The sequence below is a fragment of the Enterobacter sp. 940_PEND genome (genome assembly GCF_001059415.1).
GTDB classification, from domain to species: Bacteria; Pseudomonadota; Gammaproteobacteria; order Enterobacterales; family Enterobacteriaceae; genus Enterobacter; species Enterobacter cloacae_M.
The window spans coordinates 1-18551 of record NZ_JUMS01000080.1; the positions used below are offsets into that span (position 1 = coordinate 1).

The 18551-nt window shown below is 57.9% G+C and carries 17 protein-coding genes; 11 read left to right on the forward strand and 6 right to left on the reverse strand.

Translation table 11 applies throughout. From position 1 onward, the window contains the following. The first annotated feature begins 387 nt into the window (after positions 1–387). From ADJ24_RS11485 to ADJ24_RS11520, 8 genes are all read left to right on the forward strand, one after another. Positions 388–2100: an ABC-F family ATP-binding cassette domain-containing protein gene (locus tag ADJ24_RS11485; RefSeq protein WP_023311898.1), complete on the forward strand. Its 1713-nt coding sequence runs from the start codon at positions 388–390 to the stop codon at positions 2098–2100. A gap of 196 nt (positions 2101–2296) precedes the next feature. Next, positions 2297–3307 (forward strand): alcohol dehydrogenase AdhP, encoded by a 1011-nt coding sequence (gene adhP, locus ADJ24_RS11490; RefSeq protein WP_023311899.1) that lies wholly within the window; start codon positions 2297–2299, stop codon positions 3305–3307. A 149-nt stretch (positions 3308–3456) separates the two neighbouring features. Next, a complete protein-coding gene (locus ADJ24_RS11495; protein WP_023311900.1) occupies positions 3457–5076 on the forward strand; it encodes a TIGR04028 family ABC transporter substrate-binding protein in 1620 nt (539 codons plus the stop codon). A 10-nt stretch (positions 5077–5086) separates the two neighbouring features. Continuing rightward, complete coding sequence (locus tag ADJ24_RS11500) at positions 5087–6031, forward strand: ABC transporter permease (protein ID WP_048702489.1); 945 nt, start codon at positions 5087–5089, stop codon at positions 6029–6031. After that, positions 6028–6876 carry an ABC transporter permease gene (locus tag ADJ24_RS11505; RefSeq protein ID WP_023311902.1) on the forward strand — a complete coding sequence of 283 codons (849 nt, stop codon included), beginning with the start codon at positions 6028–6030 and terminating at the stop codon, positions 6874–6876. The genes ADJ24_RS11500 and ADJ24_RS11505 overlap by 4 nt, the downstream gene beginning before the upstream one ends. Beyond that, on the forward strand, positions 6876–8483 hold the full coding sequence (locus ADJ24_RS11510; RefSeq protein WP_023311903.1) for a dipeptide ABC transporter ATP-binding protein: 1608 nt from the start codon (positions 6876–6878) through the stop codon (positions 8481–8483). Before ADJ24_RS11505 ends, ADJ24_RS11510 begins: the two co-directional genes overlap by 1 nt. Next, positions 8480–9469, forward strand: coding sequence for a putative FMN-dependent luciferase-like monooxygenase (locus tag ADJ24_RS11515; RefSeq protein WP_023311904.1), 990 nt, complete (start codon positions 8480–8482; stop codon positions 9467–9469). Before ADJ24_RS11510 ends, ADJ24_RS11515 begins: the two co-directional genes overlap by 4 nt. 10 nt (positions 9470–9479) lie before the next feature. Further along, positions 9480–10571, forward strand: a complete 1092-nt coding sequence (locus ADJ24_RS11520; RefSeq protein WP_048702491.1) for an alkylhydroperoxidase domain protein — start codon at positions 9480–9482, stop codon at positions 10569–10571. A gap of 6 nt (positions 10572–10577) precedes the next feature. Here the strand turns inward: ADJ24_RS11520 and araJ are convergent, their stop codons facing one another. From araJ to ADJ24_RS11535, 3 genes are all read right to left on the reverse strand, one after another. Beyond that, a complete protein-coding gene (araJ, locus tag ADJ24_RS11525) occupies positions 10578–11753 on the reverse strand; it encodes an MFS transporter AraJ (protein ID WP_023311931.1) in 1176 nt (391 codons plus the stop codon). Positions 11754–11942: 189 nt separating this feature from the next. Beyond that, positions 11943–12449: a YbjP/YqhG family protein gene (locus ADJ24_RS11530; RefSeq protein WP_023311932.1), complete on the reverse strand. Its 507-nt coding sequence runs from the start codon at positions 12447–12449 to the stop codon at positions 11943–11945. After that, positions 12449–12817, reverse strand: coding sequence for a hypothetical protein (locus tag ADJ24_RS11535; RefSeq protein WP_032656922.1), 369 nt, complete (start codon positions 12815–12817; stop codon positions 12449–12451). Before ADJ24_RS11535 ends, ADJ24_RS11530 begins: the two co-directional genes overlap by 1 nt. A gap of 254 nt (positions 12818–13071) precedes the next feature. Here ADJ24_RS11535 and ppk2 point away from each other — a divergent pair, with 254 nt between their 5' ends. From ppk2 to ADJ24_RS11550, 3 genes are all read left to right on the forward strand, one after another. Next, entirely contained in the window at positions 13072–13896 is an 825-nt protein-coding gene (gene ppk2 / locus ADJ24_RS11540) for a polyphosphate kinase 2 (RefSeq protein WP_023311933.1), read from the forward strand. 102 nt (positions 13897–13998) lie between these two features. Next, entirely contained in the window at positions 13999–14187 is a 189-nt protein-coding gene (locus tag ADJ24_RS11545) for a type II toxin-antitoxin system CcdA family antitoxin (protein ID WP_023311934.1), read from the forward strand. Next, the gene (locus ADJ24_RS11550) at positions 14187–14510 is read left to right on the forward strand and encodes a CcdB family protein (RefSeq protein WP_023311935.1); all 324 of its coding nucleotides are present in this window, start codon (positions 14187–14189) and stop codon (positions 14508–14510) included. The genes ADJ24_RS11545 and ADJ24_RS11550 overlap by 1 nt, the downstream gene beginning before the upstream one ends. Positions 14511–14561: 51 nt before the next feature. On the opposite strand, the gene fdnI is transcribed toward ADJ24_RS11550, so the two are convergent. The 3 genes from fdnI to fdnG form a co-directional block, all read right to left on the reverse strand. Further along, complete coding sequence (gene fdnI, locus ADJ24_RS11555) at positions 14562–15218, reverse strand: formate dehydrogenase-N subunit gamma (protein WP_023311936.1); 657 nt, start codon at positions 15216–15218, stop codon at positions 14562–14564. Continuing rightward, positions 15211–16095 (reverse strand): formate dehydrogenase subunit beta, encoded by an 885-nt coding sequence (fdxH, locus tag ADJ24_RS11560; protein ID WP_023311937.1) that lies wholly within the window; start codon positions 16093–16095, stop codon positions 15211–15213. Before fdxH ends, fdnI begins: the two co-directional genes overlap by 8 nt. A gap of 11 nt (positions 16096–16106) precedes the next feature. Then, the coding region (fdnG, locus tag ADJ24_RS11565) for a formate dehydrogenase-N subunit alpha (RefSeq protein WP_152692114.1) at positions 16107–18551 on the reverse strand (2445 nt) is incomplete at its 5' end.

Here is an 18551-nt window from a genome sequence, read left to right on the forward strand (position 1 = left end):
GTCATGTCGTTACAGAGTAGCAAGGAACATAAAGTGAACGGAATGACCACTACAGCCGTATGTTCCCCTCACCCTAACCCTCTCCCAAAGGGAGAGGGAATTAGATTCGCCCCCCACTAGCCAAACCCCTTTTCCCCCGCTACACTCCCTTCATCCATTAACCTACTGAATATATAAGGAGGCCAATTATGCTGTACTGTGAAATTTTCAATGTTTCACATACATTTGGTGATCGCACCAGCTCAAGCGTTATCGGTATCGTGCTGCGATAACTTCTGCTTGAGCGAAGACACCAACCCCTGAAATCCCTTCTCTCGGGCTTACTGAGTTATCGTCAGCGATGTTTGACGAGGCATAAACATGCCTGTAACTCTTGGGTAAGCAACAATGAGCACTTTACTCACTGCACAATCTTTACGCGTTGATACGGCGTTTGGCACGCTCTTCGACTCACTCTCCTTTACGCTGAAAAAAGGCGATCGCATTGGCCTGCTGGGCGACAACGGCTGCGGCAAAAGCACGCTGCTGAAGGTGCTGGACGGCACTGACTCCCCCGCCGCCGGCACGGTAGCGCTGGCCGGGCACTGCCTGATGGCGCGCGTGGAGCAACATCTTCCGGACGCCATTTTCCCGCTGACCATGCTGGATGCCGTGCTCGCACAGCTGCCTTTAGCCGAGCGCGATAGCCTGCGCTGGAAAGCCGAAACGCTGCTGGCAGGCATGGGCTTCACGCCTCAGGATATGGCGCTGCAATCCGCCACGCTGAGCGGCGGGCAGCACACCCGCCTGCTGCTGGCGCGGGCGCTGATTCACGACCCGGATCTGCTCCTGCTCGATGAACCCAGCAACCACCTTGATTTGCCGACCATGCTCTGGCTGGAACACTTTCTGCAGAACTGGTCAGGCAGCTTCGTGCTGGTCTCCCATGATCGACAGCTGCTGGATGCCGTAACCAACGGCAGCTGGATCCTGCGCGATAAAACGCTGCACTACTTCGCCCTTCCCTGCACGGCCGCCCGCAAGGCGCTTGAAGCAAAGGATGAAAGCGACGCGCAGCGCCACAAGGCGGAGCAAAAGGAGATTGACCGCGTGACCGCCAGCGCGAAGCGGCTGGCGACCTGGGGCAAGGTTTACGACAACGAAGACCTGGCCCGCAAAGCCAAACAGATGGAAAAACAGGTCGAACGGCTGAAGGAGAGCCAGACGGCGCTCACGGCAGGCAGCCAGTGGACGTTAACACTGCGCGGCGACGCGCTGCGGGCCGACCGTCTGCTGGAGATGGAAAACCTCAGCGTCCCGCCTGCGCCCGGGCTACCGCCGCTGTTTAACATCGAAATGGCGCGGCTAAAAAGCGGCGATCGCGTGGCGATTGTCGGTCGTAACGGCTGCGGCAAATCGTCGCTGATGAGGCTTATCTGGCAACAGTTTGCCGATGAGTCCGCAGAAAGCGGGTTGAAAATCCATCCGCGCGTGTCGCCAGGCTATTACGACCAGACGCTTAATCAGCTGCCGGATGACGCCACGCTGCTCGACGCGCTGGAGCCTTTTGCACCGGATCCGCAGAACCGCAAAATGGCGCTCATCAGCGCCGGGTTCCCGTGGTCCCGCCATGGGCAGAAAATCAGCACGCTCAGCGGCGGCGAACGCTCGCGCCTGCTGTTCGTGGGCCTGACGCTTGCCCGCTACAGCCTGCTGATGCTGGATGAGCCCACTAACCACCTGGACATGGAAGGCAAAGAGGCGCTGGCGCAAACCCTTCAACAGTTTGAAGGCGGCGTGCTGCTGGTCAGCCACGACCGTCAGTTAATTAGCCAAAGCTGCAACCGTTTCTGGCTGATTGAAGAGGGAAAGCTGAGCGAGTGGCACGATGCAGAAGCGGTGTTTGAGCGCCTGCGTGAAAGCGCGGGGCTGGCGACATCCACCGCGCCCGTCATCGATACTGCGGCGGTTCAACCCTCGCCGTATGACGATCTGCTCGAACGGCTGGTCGCGCTTGAAACGCTGCTGGAAGACGATCTGGCGCGTAAGCCGAAGCATCAAAAGCCGCATCTGCAGGCGCAATGGCGTAAAGAGATAGAGGAGATAGAGGCACAGCTGTAAGTCTGCGCCCGGCGAGTCTCTCGTCGGGCCAGTATTTTCCCCCTAAATTATTAGAGGAACGCCGTATTCTTATTCTGAAAATGGATTAAATAATGACATTATGTTGCCGTTGCCTTGCATTACAGCGCCAAACCACTAATCCTTGAGGAGTATTACACCTGCTATGCAGATACTCATCATGAACAAGGAGATACACATGAAGGCTGCTGTTGTCACTCAGGATCATCAGGTTAATGTCACCGAAAAAACCTTACGCCCGCTAAAGCACGGGGAGGCCCTGCTGAAGATGGAATGCTGTGGCGTATGCCATACCGACCTCCACGTGAAGAACGGTGATTTTGGCGATAAAACCGGGGTTATCCTGGGCCACGAAGGGATTGGTATCGTAAAAGAAGTCGGCCCCGGCGTGAAGTCGCTGAAAGTCGGCGATCGCGCAAGCGTGGCCTGGTTTTTTGAAGGCTGCGGCCACTGCGAATACTGTAATACCGGCAACGAAACCCTGTGCCGCGACGTGAAAAACGCCGGTTACTCCGTTGACGGCGGCATGGCGGAAGAGTGCATCGTCACCGCTGACTACGCCGTAAAAGTGCCGGACGGTCTGGAATCCGCTGCGGCCAGCAGCATCACCTGCGCCGGCGTCACCACCTATAAAGCGGTGAAGGTGTCGGGTATTAAACCGGGCCAGTGGATCGCAATCTATGGTCTGGGCGGTCTGGGCAACCTTGCGCTGCAGTACGCCAAAAACGTCTTTAACGCCAAAGTCATCGCTCTCGACGTTAACGACGAACAGCTGAAGCTGGCGGCCAGCATGGGTGCGGATTTAACCATCAACTCCCGTAGCGAAGACGCCGCGAAAATTGTGCAGGAGAAAACCGGCGGCGCGCATGCCGCAGTCGTTACTGCCGTCGCAAAAGCGGCCTTTAACTCAGCCGTTGACGCCGTGCGTGCCGGTGGCCGCGTGGTCGCGGTTGGCCTGCCGCCGGAAGCGATGAGCCTCGACATTCCGCGTCTGGTGCTGGACGGCATCCAGGTGGTAGGTTCCCTGGTCGGCACCCGTCAGGATCTGCAGGAAGCCTTCCAGTTCGCCGCAGAAGGTAAGGTGGTGCCGAAAGTCACGATGCGTCCAATCGAGGACATCAACGCCATCTTTAAAGAGATGGAACAGGGCCAGATCCGCGGCCGTATGGTAATCGACCTACGTTCATAATCGTTCATCTTTCATTACCGCTCCTCGCTGGAGCGGTTTTTTTATAGCCATTTTCCGGCAATCCTTATCTTAATTCCTTTGTTCCCTTGTTTTCCCCCGCGCCCGATGATGAATCCGACGCTAACAAGAAGATAACAAAGGAATTCACCATGCAAACCCCATTTCGTCTGCCGCTGCTGACGGCGCTGATTCTGGCGACAACCGCAGCCTGGGCAGCAGATGCGCCCGTCAAAGGCGGCACGCTGATTTATCTGGAGCAACAGGCGCACACCAACCTCTATCCGCCTGCCGGTGGCTTTTACCCGAACGGCGGCATTCTGAATCAAATCACCGACAAACTGACATGGCAGAACCCAAAGACGCTGCAGGTCGAACCCTGGGTGGCCGAAAGCTGGACCACCAACGCCGATAAAACCGAATACACCTTTAAGCTTCGTCCCGGCATCACCTTCTCCGACGGCACGCCGCTGGACGCGAACGCCGTGGCGAAAAACTTTGATACCTACGGTTCAGGCAATAAGGCGCAGCGCCTGCCGGTGTCAGAAGTGATTAATAACTACGATCGCAGCGAAGTCATCGACCCGCTGACCGTGAAGTTCTACTTCAAAAAACCGTCGCCGGGGTTCCTGCAGGGCACCGCCACCATTGGCTCGGGTCTGGTCTCGCTCAGCACGCTGAAGCGCAACTTCGAAGAGCTGGGAGATGCCCGCCACATCATCGGTTCCGGCCCGTTTGTGGTGAAGGACGAGAAGCTGGGACGTGAAGTGACGCTCGAAGCGCGCAAAGACTATCAGTGGGGGCCGAAAAACCTGGCGCAGCAGGGGCCAGCTAATCTCGACGGCATCAAGTTTATCGTGACCCAGGAAGACAGCGTGCGCGTCGGCGCCCTGCTGGCCGGTCAGGCCGACTTTATTCGCCAGGTGCAGGCGTATGACGAAAAGCAGGCGACAGACCAGGGCTATAAGATCTACGCCGCCCCGACCCGCGGGGTGAACGACAGCATCAGCTTCCGCCCGGATAACCCGCTGGTCGCCGACGTTCGCGTTCGCCAGGCGCTGCTGCATGCCACCAATGCAAAACAGGTGGTCGAGACCCTCTTCTCGGCCAACTATCCGCAGGCGAAGTCCGTGATTGCCGGTTCCGCCGCGGGCTTTGTCGATCTCAGCGACAAATTGACCTTTGACCCGGCAAAAGCCAACCAGCTGCTGGACGAGGCGGGCTGGAAAGCAGGCGGCGACGGGATCCGCGCCAAAGACGGCCAGCGTCTGGCGCTGACGGTGTATGAATCCCTGCCGCAGCCGCAGAACAAAGAGGTTCTGCAGCTGGTTGCCCAGCAGTGGCGACAGGTGGGCGTGGCGCTGAGCGTCAAAGCCGGAGATGCAGGCAGCCGCACGCTGGATAACCTTGATCCGCTGAAAACCCCGTTAACCGTCTCCGAAGTGGGCCGCGCCGATCCGGACGTGGTGAAAAGCATGTTCTACCCGGCTAACCGCGACGCGCTGCTGCAAAAAGGCGGATCCAGCGACAAGGTCAAAAACTTCCGTGACGACAGGCTGAATGAACTGCTGGTGAACATTTCGGCTGAGGTCGACCCGCAAAAACGCCTGCAGCTGGCGGGGGACGCGCAGCGCTACCTGCTGGATAACGCCTACGTCATTCCGATTTTCGAGGAGCCGCAGGTCTTTGCCGGCGCGCCGTGGCTGAAAGGCGTGAATTTCGAAGCGGTTGGCCGCCCGTCGTTCTACGGCGCGTGGATTGAGAAACACTGAGGAGCTGACGATGCGCCACGCACTTCTTCAACGTTTAGGGCACGGGCTGCTGGTACTGTGGGCCGCCTTTACCCTCTCGTTCGTGTTGCTCCAGGTGCTGCCGGGCGACGCGGTGCTGATTAAATTTCAGAACCCGGACCTGGGCTTAAGCCCGGCGCAAATCGAGGAGATGCGCGTGGCCTACGGCGCGGACAGCCCGCTGTGGCAGCAGTACGGCCATACGCTGCTGGCGATGCTGCGCGGGGATTTCGGCTATTCGCTACAGGCCGGCGTGCCGGTCAGCGAGCTGATTGCCAGCAATCTGCCGGATACCCTGAGCCTCGCCCTGCCCGCGTTTGTGCTCGCGGTCCTGCTGGCCTTTGCGCTGGCCTTTGCATCGCGTCTGCCGGGTCTGCGCTGGCTGAGCAATACCCTTCAGTCTCTGCCGGTCCTGTTTATCTCCTTACCGACGTTCTGGCTGGGGATTGCCCTCATCCAGCTTTTTTCTTTTCAGCTGCGGCTGATCCCGGTGATTAACCCGACGCCGCTGCAGGGGCTGATCCTGCCGATCGTGACCGTCGCGATCCCGATCTCCGCCCCGCTGGCGCAAATTCTGATGCGCAGCCTGGACCAGGTGGCGACGCAGCCGTTTGTCGCCGTCGCCCGTGCCAAAGGGCTGAGTGAAACCGCCGCCCTGTGGCGTCACGTGACCGGCAACGCCCTGCTGCCGGTCCTGAACATTACCGGGCTGCTGCTGGGCGAGCTGATTGCCGGGGCGCTGATCACCGAAACCGTTTTTGGCCGCAGCGGGCTCGGGCAACTGACCCAGCAGGCGGTGAATAATCAGGACATCGCCGTGCTTCAGGCGGTGGTCATGATTTCCGCCCTCGGTTTTGTCCTGATCAATCTGCTGGTGGATATGCTGATGCCGCTGCTGGATCCCCGTCTGCAAACCGTTACCGGAGGTGCATCATGAGTCTGGTCGATTACGCGGCCGCCGCGCGAAAACGCGTTCCAGCGTGGCAGGGAGTGGAATGGCAGCCGGGACTGTGGCTGGCATGGGCGGTGATTATTCTCGCCACTTTTGCCGCCGTGGCGCCCGGCCTGTTAACCCACTTCAGCCCGATTGAGGGCATCGCCGGGGCACAGCGCCTGGCACCACAGGCCGGTCACTGGCTCGGGACCGACCAGCTTGGCCGAGATGTTTATACGCGTATCGTTTATGGTGCCTCCCATTCCCTGAGCGCGGCGCTGGCCGCCGTGACGATGGGTCTAGTGGTAGGCACCGGTTTAGGGGTGATTGCCGGGGCGTTCGCCGGACGCGTCGAGTCTCTGCTGATGCGCTTCGTCGACGTGCTGCTGTCCATCCCGTCTCTGCTGCTCTCGCTGACGGTGATTATTCTGCTCGGGTTTGGCACCGTTAACGCCGCGATTGCCGTAGGCGTTGCCTCCATTGCCAGCTTCGCCCGCCTCGCGCGCGGTGAAGTGGTGCGCATCCGCCACACGGATTACGTCGAGGCGGCGTTCGGCAGCGGCGGGACGTTTTTCGCCGTGCTGTGGCGACACATCCTGCCCAACGCGTTAACCGCCGTCCTCGCCTTTGCCACGCTGCAGTTTGGTCAGGCCATCCTGGCGCTCTCCACGCTGAGCTTTCTCGGTTACGGCACCCCGCCGCCGGTGCCGGAATGGGGCTTACTGATTGCCGAAGGCCGTAACTATCTCTCTACCGCCTGGTGGCTCACCACCTTCCCCGGCGTCGTCGTCATCACCGTGGTGCTGGCCACCAACCGCATCAGCCAACAGTTCAGCGGAGGTCGCTAATGACCGTGCTCTCAGTGGAAAATTTGACGATCAGCTACCGTACCGCGCGCCAGTGGCGAGAGGTGGTGCATAACGTCAGCTTCACGCTCGGACGAGGGGAAATGCTGGCGTTTGTCGGCGAATCCGGGTCCGGCAAGACGACCACGGCGCAGGCGATCATTGGCCTGCTGGCCGATAACGCCCGGCGCGATGCGGGAAAAATATCGCTCAACGGCGAGGAGATTAGCCGATGGTCCGCAAAGCGTCTCGATACCCTTCGCGGGGCGCGAATTAGCCTGGTTCCGCAGGATCCGGGTAATTCGCTCAACCCGGTGAAAACCATCGGTGTGCAGGTCGGAGAAATCATTCAGCTCCACCAGAAGGTGACCCGCGCCGAGCGCGACGAGCAGGTGCTCGCCCTGCTGACAAAGGTCGGCCTGAGCCACCCCGAACAGCGCATGACGCAGTATCCCCATCAGCTCTCCGGCGGGATGAAACAGCGCGTGCTGATTGCCATCGCCATTGCCCTGCGTCCGGACGTGATCGTTGCCGATGAGCCCACCAGCGCGCTGGATGTGACGGTGCAAAAACGTATTCTCGATCTGCTGGATATCCTGCGCCGGGAATCGGGTACCGCCGTTCTGTTTGTCACCCACGATCTGGCGCTGGCCGCACAGCGCGCGGACAGGCTGCTGGTGTTTCGCGATGGCGAGGTTCAGGAACAGGGTAACACCGCCGATATCGTCCGCACGCCGCAGCACGCCTACACCCTTCAGCTGTTGAGCGATCTCCAGGGCCAGCGCCTGACCATCGCCCCGGTGGCCGGTCGCCCGCTCGCGTCCCCGGCCATTCGCGCCCGCGGCATCAGCAAGCAATTCTCCCTGGGCAAAGGTCATCAGCTTCAGGCGCTGGATCGGGTAACGTTTGACGTCAGGCGCGGCAGCACGCATGCGCTGGTCGGTGAGTCCGGCTCCGGGAAAACCACCCTCGCCCGTATTTTGCTGGGTTTTGAACAGGCCGACAGCGGACAGGTCATCATTGATGATATTGATGCCACCGCGCTCAGCCGCGAGGCACGCCGTCAGCTGCGCCAGAAGATCCAGTTTGTCTACCAGAACCCGTTTGCCTCTCTCGATCCGCGTCAGACGCTGTTTGACATCATCGAGGAGCCCCTGAAGAACTTTTCTCGCCTCGGTAAGGCGCAGCGAAAGCTCCGGGTGGAGACGGTGGCGCAGCGGGTTGCCCTGCCCGTCGAACTCCTGACCCGCACCGCCCGGGAACTTTCAGGCGGACAGCGGCAGCGCGTTGCCATCGCCCGGGCGCTGATCCTGGAACCGACCATTCTGGTGCTGGATGAAGCCACCTCCGCGCTGGACGTCACCGTGCAGGCGCAGATTCTGGCTCTGCTTCAGCAGCTGCAGCAGCAGCTGGGATTGACCTACCTCTTTATCACGCACGATCTGTCTACCGTCCGCCGGCTCGCCCACAGCGTCACGGTGCTGCGCAGCGGTCAGGTGGTCGAACAGGGTGATGTCGGAACCTTATTCGCGTCGCCGCAGAACGACTATACCCGCGAGCTGATTGACGCCATTCCCCATTTTTCACCCGCTACGGAGGAGTTCGCATGACGCGAAAACGCCTGGGATTTTTCACCCGCCTGCTTGACGACGCTACGCCGAAGGAGCGCTATCGTCTGGCAACTGAACAGATCCGCCACGCCGAACGCCACGGTTTTGACAGCGCCTGGATTGCCCAGCACCACTTCCACGAAAGTGAAGGCGGCCTGCCGTCGCCGCTGCTGTTTCTGGCGCACGTAGCCGCGCATACCGAAACCATCCGACTGGGCACGGCCATCATCACCCTGCCGATGGAAAACCCGCTGCGCGTCGCGGAAGATGCCGCCGTGCTCGATTTACTCGCCGATGGTCGTCTTGAGGTCGGTTTTGGTTCGGGCGGCACACCGACCTCATTTCTACCGTTCGGCCTGACGTTTGAGGAGCGCGGCGCGGCCTTTGCTGACCATTTGCATGTGATCCAGAGCGCCTGGCGCGGGGATTCGCTGACCCATCCGGATAACCACCTTTACCCGCCTGCGCCGCAGCTGGCCGACCGTATCTGGATTGCCACCTTCTCTGTTGACGGAGCCGTTCGCGCCGCACGGGCCGGACACGGTTTAATGCTCTCCCGCACGCAGCCGCGCCCGGCAGATCGGCTGGATTTAACGCTCGACGAGATCCAGAACCCGATTGTGGATGCCTACCTCGAGGCGCTGCCTGAGAGCATCGCACCGCGCATTCTGGCCTCCCGTACGGCGTTCGTCGCCGACAGCGACGACTATGCGCTCAGGGTCGCGACGCCGGGCCTTACGAAACAGGCCCAGCAGCATCGCGCTGCCGGGCACGTGGTTAAAGGTGACAACGTCACCGATTATCGCCGCCAGTTTGACGCGCATATTGGTTCGCCCGATACGGTGCTGAATTCTCTGAATGCTGACTCCATTCTCAGGCGCGCCACGGATATCTCATTCCAGGTCCATTCGGTCGAACCCACGCATCGCGACACGCTGCGGTCCATCGAACTGATCGCCGAACGTATTGCCCCCCACATCCTTTGAGGAGACACCTATGTCGTTAAGTCAGGACATTCTCGCCGAGCTGGCGGAAATTAAACCCGGTTCCCCTCTGGCAGAGGCGCGCGCCACGCGTGATGCCGCCACGCGCCACGCGCAGGGCAGCTACGAAATTCTCTTTAGCCAGCAGGATGCTGATTTTGCACTGGACGAGCGCTTCGCCGTAGCGGCAAAAGTCGCCAGGTGGCACAGCGCGGAGGCGCTGGCCGCGCACTATGCGGGATTTGGCCTGGCCGATCCCACCTCAGAACGCCTGACCCCGGCGCTGAACTTCGCGCGCCTGCTGACGTTCTCCCCCGTCGAAGCGACGCCCGCAGCGTTAAGGGCGCTGACCCAGGCGGGATGGAGCAAGGAAGGCATTGTTACCCTGGCGCAGCTTATTGCGTTTGTGAGCTTCCAGAGCCGACTCATCACCGGGCTGCGGCTGCTGAACGACAGGCCCGTCGCCAAAAGCGATGCGCCGGTGGCGGCAGGCATCTGGCACACGACCGCAACAACGGTCACCGGGAAGGCGGCACCCGTCGCGTTTACCCAGCAGGAGCTGGGATGGGAACCGTGGATAGCGGCCAAACCGCTGGCGGATTTCCGTGACGATGAGGTTGCCATTCTGGCGAAATTTGGCCATACCGATTCCGACTACTTCCGCCTGCTGGGGCGCAACCTGCCGGTGCTTGAACAGCGCACGTTAACGGATAAAGGAATTTTTTATACATCAGGGGGATTGCCGCGCGCCGAGCGCGAGCTGGCCGCAACGGTCGCCAGTAAAATCAACGGCTGCATTTACTGCGCATCTGTCCATGCGCGTAAAGCCAGCCAGTTGTCAAAGGATGACGCGGCGGTAGAGGCCCTGCTGGCCGTGAGGCCGGGGCAGTCCCTGAGCGAGGGGCAATCCGCACGCTGGCAGGCGGAAATCGATTTTGCGGCGGCGCTGTCGGTCACGCCGCCTGCCGCCACGCCGCTGCACCTTGCCGCGCTGGAAAAAGAGGGGCTGGATACCTTAGCGCAGCTTGATCTGGTGCAGTCCGCCGCGTTCTTCGCCTGGGCCAACCGCCTGATGCTGACCCTGGGTGAGCCCTGGCTTGCCTGAAGCCTGTCAGGCTAGCGCGCGAGCGTTAGCCTGAGCCCGTCTGGCCCGCAGGTGACCGTAGATCAGCAGTGCGCTCATGGCCGAGAAAGAGAGTATTGCCGCCGGCAGCGTAACGTAACGCCAGCTAAAGCCGAGGACAATCATCATCCCGCCAAAGTACGCCCCAATCGCACTGCCGAGATTAAACGCCATCTGTCCCCCTGCCGCCCCCAGCATCTCACCGCCCTTCGCATTTTGCAGAAGCAGAATTTGTAGCGGCGCAGAGAGCGCGAACAGTCCGGCACAGCAGATAAAGCCCATGACCAGCGAGGCCGTTTTCAGTTCACCAAAGGCGAAAAGCAGCAGCAGCGAGGCGACAATCACCATGTCGGTGGTGGCCGCAATGCGCAGCGGGCTAAAACGCCCCGAGAGCTTACCGCTCAGCAGATTGCCCAACACCATGCCAAGCCCCATCAGCATCATGATGGCCGTCATCATCCCTTCTGAATAACCGGAGACGTTAACCATAAACGGCTTAACGAAGCTGAACCATGCGAACACCCCGGCGTTGCCAAACATGGTGGCGGCAAAAATCAGCCAGGGTTCTGGTTTTTTTAGAAAGTGGAACTGCTCGGTCAATTTGATTTCTGAAGTGTCGCGGATGTCCGGCACCCAGAGCAGAACCGAGAGGATCACCAGCGCATCGAACACGGCAATCAGAAAAAAGGTATAACGCCAGCTGAACTGATGTCCGAGCCAGGTCCCCAGCGGAACGCCCATCAGGTTGGCCACGGTCATACCGGCGATCATCCCTGCCACCGCGACCGTCACCCTGCCCGGTGGCGCAATTTTAGACAGGATAATCGCCCCGACGCCAAAAATAGCCCCGTGCGGAAAGCCGGAAATCAGCCGCCCCACCGCCAGCCAGAAATAGGACGTGGAAAACGTGAACAGGGCATTGCCGACAGCGGACATCGCCACCAGAAACAGCAGCGTGGTCTTTAACGAAAACTTGCCTGAGAACAGCGCCACAATCGGGGCGCCAATCACCACGCCGAACGCATAAAACGAGATCATATTCCCGGCGGAGGGAATCGAAATACCGGTGTCATGTGCCAGCTCGGTTAACACGCCCATAATGCCAAATTCGGCCATTCCCAGGCCAAATGTGCCAAGCGCCAACGAAAAAATTGTCTTTTTCATACTTCAACCACTGGTTAATCACACGCGACGGACATTATTGAATAATCTTGTATGGTGAGCCAGCTCAAATCAGCCGACTGGCAGGTTAATCCATTAATTCAGGAGTTTTCTCCAATTGCTACGCGGCGGGAATGGCAAACAAAAAGCCACGACTGATGTCAGGGCTTCAAAGGGTTTAAGGTTTAGCTTTTACAGTTCGCTTTCTGCCGCTGATTTAGCGCGTGTAATAGCGCCAGCATTGAAAATTGGGTGCTCGTGATTGTTCGTTATGTCACGAACGCGATAAATTTTCCATGCATCACCTTCACGACGAAGAAATACTTCAAGATGTATACTTCTCCCGTCACCCGCCCCCTCAATGACCTGGACTACTTCACCGTTTAAAAATGGTCTTGCGTTCCCCACCCGCAACGCAGGTATCCATTCGCGAGAGTAATCCTGGGTATACGTAAAATAATCAGATTCGATTAACTCTTGTTCAGAGATTTCCTGAATGGTGCTAATGCGAGCAATAGTATCAGCAGAAACATATTTACGCAGTGCGTCGGCAGGATAAGGCCTGGCTTCATCGCTGCCGAATGCGGAAAGATAGGATTTATAAAATGATTCGGTAGCGTCTTGCGCGCTCTGATCTTGACGGGCAGCCGAACTACATCCCACCAGCAGCATAACGAACGATAAAAATATCCTTTTCATCAGTGCATCCTGTAAATTTTAAAGGATGGTTGCATTTTGCGGTACCCAGGCCCCGGATACATGCTTTTTTGAACAAAGTCAGAAATCCACTGCGTACCGTCATACATAGTCATGTGACCTATGCCATTTCCGCCAGGATACGGCTGTATCACAGCCACATCGCCAGAAATTAAAGTAGAACCGGGCGGCAGCTCACTGAACCCAGCACGTAATAACTCCGCCCCATAATCTTTTGCATAATCTGTGTTCGGCACCTTAACGCCTCCAGCCAGAATGGCCAGGCGGGTAAACTTAGCACATTCACTATGAGAGTGCCCCAGAGCGTGTGAACGGAGATACGAAACCGCAGCTTCTTTATTCCAACTCATTCTTAGTTCCTTTAAGTAAATAAGAATGAAATTATTACTCTAACCACATATAGCGTGTGGGTTTAAAAGTGCTGATTTTATTGCATCTACATAGGGGAATGGGTGCTAAACACCTTCGCGAATACCTCAGTATCTGCTTAAAAAAAGTGTTGTGAAATTAATTACCTAAAAAAATTACGCATAATATAAGGTGGATTACACTTCATAGTGCGGCCTCGCTTTTTTCCGCGCCGGACAACCTGAGGATGACCATCATGGGAAACAAAAAGAAAACCAGTGTCGCTGTCGCTGTTGATGTCGTAAAGAATGCACCGTTAAAGACCAAAGAGTATGAAAAAGAGCTACGTCGCCTCCACGTTGAACTGGTTAAGCTCCAGCAGTGGGTCGTCGCAAAAGGGCTAAAAGTGTGTATTGTTTTTGAAGGACGCGACGGTGCCGGTAAAGGCGGCACCATTAAAGCGATAACCGAGCGCGTCAGCCCTCGCGTGTTTCGCGTTGTTGCCCTCCCTGCACCCACCGAGAAAGAGAAAACCCAGCTCTATTTTCAACGTTATGTTCCCCATCTGCCTGCCGCCGGGGAGATTGTCATTTTCGACCGCAGCTGGTACAACCGCGCGGGCGTCGAGCGGGTAATGGGATTCTGCACCCCCGAGCAGGTTGAGAAGTTTCTTGATGGTGCGCCGGTGATGGAAAAAGCGATGGTGGATGCCGGGATTATCCTGCTGAAGTACTGGCTGGAGGTCACGCCTAAAGAGCAGGAGCGCCGCCTGCGCGACCGTATTAACGATGGTCGTAAAATCTGGAAGCTATCGCCGATGGATATTAAGTCCTTTAACCTGTGGGACGAGTATACCCTCGCGCGCGACGCCATGTTTGAAGCGACAGATACCGCATGGGCGCCGTGGTTTGTGGCACGTTCAGAAGATAAAAAACGCGTGCGCCTGAATATTATTTCGCACCTGCTCACCCAAATTCCTTATAAAGAAATTCACGTCGAAAAGGTGGATTTACCGAAACGTAAAATTGGTAAAGTCAAACCCACAAAATATCCGTTCCGGTATGTGGAAGAGCGGTTCTGAAATTACTGGAATACGCCTCGCAGAATGTAGATTACCAGGGGATACGGTATTGTTTTTTGTTGGCTGCGGTTGATAATGACCGCACCAACAAAGGAGCTGAAAATGAAGCCAAACCGTAACAAAGACTATGGCAAAAGGGAGAGCATGGCGAGTGGAGTCTCCCGCGAGGCCCGTACACCAGAGGCGCGAAGACAAGAGCATCAGCAAGATAAAGAATTCATAAAAGCCATGAATGAATTTACGGCTAAAGCGGGATTATTATCAGACGATCCTTTCTTTGGAGGGATTTAATGTGCTTTCAGTTTGACGTTTACCGTAACCCTTCAGAAAGAACACGGGACTACCAGCCTTATTTTATGATAATTCAACATGATTATTATGATGATTTATCAACAAGACTGATTATTCCATTAAGCTACCATAGCTATCTACGTGGACATATCAATGCCGCGATGCTTTTAGTGAATATTGATTTCGAGCGATATTTCCTTAACACCGCTGGCATAACACACGTGGAGAAACAGAAACTAAATAATAAAGATTATGTATGTAATCTTCGCAGCGCGAGAAGTACTGTTATCGCGGCGATAGATGCGTTAGTGACCAATACATAACGTAGGCCAGCGCAAGCGCAGCGCCGCCGGGCAAAGCCGACGGCGCAGGTCTTACTTCATTCCTTCTGTACTTTCCTGTTTCGCTTCCAGTCGCTCCACATCACGATACCAGCGAGGGTGGTGTTTCTGCGCCCAGCGGCGGCTCACCTTCCCTTCAATCATCCCTTTAATCGATCCTTTTACCCAGAACGCCATATACATATGGATCAGGATGGCGTGGATAAGAATGATGGCCGACGTGGCGTGGATCAGCAGCGCGTAGCGAATCACCTGAATCGGGAAATAGTGCGCAAAATACGGACGCCAGATAATCACGCCGGTCACCAGCAGCACAAAAATCATGCTCATGATGGTCCAGAACATCATCTTCTGTCCGGCGTTGTATTTCCCCACCTTCGCGACCTTATGTTCGTTGCCCTTCAGGACTTCGACGATCCCTTTCAGCCACGGGATATCCTGCTTGTCCGGGATGTTATGGTGGACAAAGCGCACGAACATAAACATCAGCACCACGAAAATCAGCACGCCAAAGAACGGATGCAGAATGCGCCCCATCTGCGGCGTGCCGAAGGTTTCGGTCAGCCACTGCAGCGTCGGGAAGAAGAACGAAATCCCCGACACCGCCACCAGGAAGAAACAGATCACGACCGTCCAGTGACAGGCGCGGTCAACAAACTTAGTGCGCACTATCATTTTCGATTTACTCATGATGATCCTCCTCGTCGTCATCCACCTCTTTGTTCGGCCCGATTCCGATGTAGTGATAAATCAGCCCGGCAAAGGTGGCGATAAAGCCCGCCGCCGAAAGCGGCTTAAGCGCACCTTTCCACAGGTTGATGGAGGTATCGATCGCCGGATCCTTCGGCAGGTTGTGGTACAGCTCCGGCTGGTCGTTATGGTGCAGCACATACATCACGTGCGTACCGCCCACGCCCTGCGGGTTATAAATGCCTGCATTCTCGTAGCCGCGCGCTTTCAGCTTGTCCACGCGCGCCTGCGCCACGTCAAGCATCTCTTTTTTAGTGCCGAAGTGGATCGCCCCTGTCGGACAGGTTTTCACACAGGCAGGCTCCTGCCCGACGCTGACGCGGTCCACGCACAGGGTGCATTTGTATACCCGGTTATCCTCTTTATTGAGTCGCGGGATATTAAACGGACAGCCCGCGATGCAGTACCCGCAGCCGATGCAGTTGTCCTGCTGGAAGTCGACAATCCCGTTGGCGTACTGAATAATTGCGCCGGCAGACGGGCACGCCTTCAGGCAGCCCGGATCTTCACAGTGCATGCAGCCGTCTTTGCGAATCAGCCACTCCAGCCTGCCGTTCTGCTCGGTTTCGCTAAAGCGCATTACCGTCCAGGATTTGGCGCTCAGATCCGCTGGATTGTCGTAGACCCCCACGCAGTGCCCCACCTCGTCGCGGATATCGTTCCACTCCGAGCAGGCCACCTGGCAGGCCTTACAGCCTACGCAGGAGGAGACGTCGATAAGCTTAGCGACCTCTGCCTTGTAGTCCCGCGCGCGGGGCGCGGGGGTAATCGGGTTGGTCGCGGAGCGTTTGATAACGTCTTGTGTTTCCATCGCCATTTAATCGCTCCTTACGCTTTCTCGATGTTGACCAGAAACGCCTTGTACTCCGGCGTTTGCGAGTTGGAATCGCCGACGTTTGGCGTCAGGGTGTTGGCGATGTAGCCTTTCTGCGCCACGCCCTCAAAGCCCCAGTGCAGCGGGATCCCGACGGTTTCCACCTGCTGGCCGTGCACGTTCAGGCTTTGGAGACGACGCGTCACCACCGCCACCGCGCGAATAAAGCCGCGCTTGCTGCTCACCTTCACGCGGTCGCCGTTGGCGATGCCTTTCGCCTTCGCCAGCGTCTCGCTGATCTCCACAAACTGTTCCGGCTGCGCGATAGCGTTAAGCCGCGCGTGCTTGGTCCAGGTATGGAAATGCTCGGTCAGGCGGTAGGTCGTCCCCACGTACGGGAACTTGTCCTTTTTACCCAGCCGCAGCACGTCCTCTTCGTAGATGCGCACCACCGGGCTGGAGATGACGTTTGGATGCAGCGGGTTGGTGCCGAGCGGCGTTTCCATCGGCTCGTAGTGTTCCGGGAACGGCCCTTCCGCCAGCTTGTTGAGGGCAAACAGGCGTCCCAGCCCTTCCGGCTGCATGATGAACGGCCCGGTGTTGCTGCCCGGCTGGGCGGTGTTGTAGTCCGGGATATCGTTCCCCGTCCACTTCGCCCCGTTCCACTGGATCAGCATACGTTTCGGATCCCACGGCCTGCCGTTTACGTCTGCAGACGCGCGGTTGTAAAGCACGCGACGGTTCAGCGGCCACGCCCATGCCCAGCCCAGCGTATTGCCCAGCCCGGACGGGTCGGCGTTATCGCGGTTGGCCATCTGGTTACCCTGCTCCGTCCAGCTGCCGGTATAGATCCAGCAGGACGACGCCGTCGTGCCGTCGTCGCGCAGCAGCGCGAAGCTGTTCAGCAGCTGGCCTTTCTTCGCCACCAGGTTGCCGCTGGCGTCATAGAGATCCGCCAGCGCCACGCCGTTGTTCTCCTTCGCGACTTCCTCTGACTCAGGACGATCCGGCTGCTTGTAGTGCCAGCCCATTTTCAGCAGCGGCTCAGCGCCTTTGCCGCCTTCGGTGCGGTACATCTCGCGCAGGCGGTGGTAAATCCCGGCGAGGATCTCACCGTCATTACGCGCTTCGCCCGGCGCATCCTGACCTTTCCAGTGCCACTGCAGCCAGCGGCCGGAGTTTGCGATGGAACCGTCCTCTTCCGCAAAGCAGGTGGACGGCAGGCGGAACACTTCGGTCTGAATCGACGCCGGGTCGACATCGTTCGATTCCCCGTGGTCCTGCCAGAAGGTGGACGTTTCGGTCACCAGCGGATCGATAACCACCATGTACTTCAGCTTGCTCAGGCTGCGAACGACTTTGTTCTTGTCCGGGAAGGAGGCCACCGGGTTAAAGCCCTGGCAGATATACCCCGTGACGCAGCCCTTATCCATCATGTTGAAGTACTTGATGACGTCGTACGCCTGGTCCCACTTCGGCAGCCACTCAAAGCCCCAGTCGTTCTCCTTCTGCGCCGCGTCGCCGTAGAAGGATTTCATCAGGCTGACGTAGAACTTCGGATAGTTGCTCCAGTAGTTCACCTGGTCCGGCAGCGTCGCTTTCGGCGTATTGGCCTCAAGATACGTTTGCAGATCGGCCTGCTTTTCCGACGGCAGCGTCAGGTAGCCCGGCAGGCTGGTGGAAAGCAGACCGAGGTCGGTAAGCCCCTGAATGTTAGAGTGCCCGCGCAGCGCGTTTACTCCGCCACCGGCCATGCCCATGTTGCCGAGCAGCAGCTGGATCATCGCCATGGTGCGGATGTTCTGCGCGCCGACGGTGTGCTGCGTCCAGCCAAGCGCATACAGGAACGTGGTGGTTCTGTCGGCGGCGCTGGTGGAGGCCAGTACCTCACACACCTTCAGGAAGTCCGCTTTCGGCGTGCCGCAGATGTTTTCCACCACGTCCGGCGTATAGCGGGAAACGTGCTGCTTCAGCAGGTTCCATACGCAGCGCGGGTGCGTCAGGGTTTCATCACGCAGCGCGTAGCCGTTTTCATCGAACTGATAGTTCCAGGACGTTTTATCGTACTGGCGTTTTTCGGCGTCATAGCCGCTAAACAGCCCGTCATCAAAGGCAAAATCATCCCGCACCAGCAGGTTCGCGTTGGTGTAGTGCTTAACGTATTCCGCGTTAATTTTATTATTTTCGATCAGGTACAGCAGCACGCCGGACAGGAACGTAATGTCCGTACCGGAACGGATTGGCGCATAGATATCGGCCACCGATGCCGTGCGCGTAAAGCGCGGATCGACGACGATAAGCGTCGCATCGTTGTTGTTTTTCGCCTCCATCGCCCAGCGGAACCCCACCGGATGGGCTTCCGCGGCGTTTCCGCCCATCACCACCACGACGTTAGCGTTTTTGATATCAACCCAGTGGTTGGTCATCGCACCGCGACCAAATGTTGGAGCAAGACTTGC

Coding starts and splice junctions, on each gene's coding strand:
- ADJ24_RS11485 (WP_023311898.1), top strand. CDS start 388: ATGAGCACTTTACTCACTGCACAATCTTTACGCGTTGATACGGCGTTT.
- adhP (WP_023311899.1), top strand. CDS start 2,297: ATGAAGGCTGCTGTTGTCACTCAGGATCATCAGGTTAATGTCACCGAA.
- ADJ24_RS11495 (WP_023311900.1), top strand. CDS start 3,457: ATGCAAACCCCATTTCGTCTGCCGCTGCTGACGGCGCTGATTCTGGCG.
- ADJ24_RS11500 (WP_048702489.1), top strand. CDS start 5,087: ATGCGCCACGCACTTCTTCAACGTTTAGGGCACGGGCTGCTGGTACTG.
- ADJ24_RS11505 (WP_023311902.1), top strand. CDS start 6,028: ATGAGTCTGGTCGATTACGCGGCCGCCGCGCGAAAACGCGTTCCAGCG.
- ADJ24_RS11510 (WP_023311903.1), top strand. CDS start 6,876: ATGACCGTGCTCTCAGTGGAAAATTTGACGATCAGCTACCGTACCGCG.
- ADJ24_RS11515 (WP_023311904.1), top strand. CDS start 8,480: ATGACGCGAAAACGCCTGGGATTTTTCACCCGCCTGCTTGACGACGCT.
- ADJ24_RS11520 (WP_048702491.1), top strand. CDS start 9,480: ATGTCGTTAAGTCAGGACATTCTCGCCGAGCTGGCGGAAATTAAACCC.
- araJ (WP_023311931.1), bottom strand. CDS start 11,753: ATGAAAAAGACAATTTTTTCGTTGGCGCTTGGCACATTTGGCCTGGGA.
- ADJ24_RS11530 (WP_023311932.1), bottom strand. CDS start 12,449: ATGAAAAGGATATTTTTATCGTTCGTTATGCTGCTGGTGGGATGTAGT.
- ADJ24_RS11535 (WP_032656922.1), bottom strand. CDS start 12,817: ATGAGTTGGAATAAAGAAGCTGCGGTTTCGTATCTCCGTTCACACGCT.
- ppk2 (WP_023311933.1), top strand. CDS start 13,072: ATGGGAAACAAAAAGAAAACCAGTGTCGCTGTCGCTGTTGATGTCGTA.
- ADJ24_RS11545 (WP_023311934.1), top strand. CDS start 13,999: ATGAAGCCAAACCGTAACAAAGACTATGGCAAAAGGGAGAGCATGGCG.
- ADJ24_RS11550 (WP_023311935.1), top strand. CDS start 14,187: ATGTGCTTTCAGTTTGACGTTTACCGTAACCCTTCAGAAAGAACACGG.
- fdnI (WP_023311936.1), bottom strand. CDS start 15,218: ATGAGTAAATCGAAAATGATAGTGCGCACTAAGTTTGTTGACCGCGCC.
- fdxH (WP_023311937.1), bottom strand. CDS start 16,095: ATGGCGATGGAAACACAAGACGTTATCAAACGCTCCGCGACCAACCCG.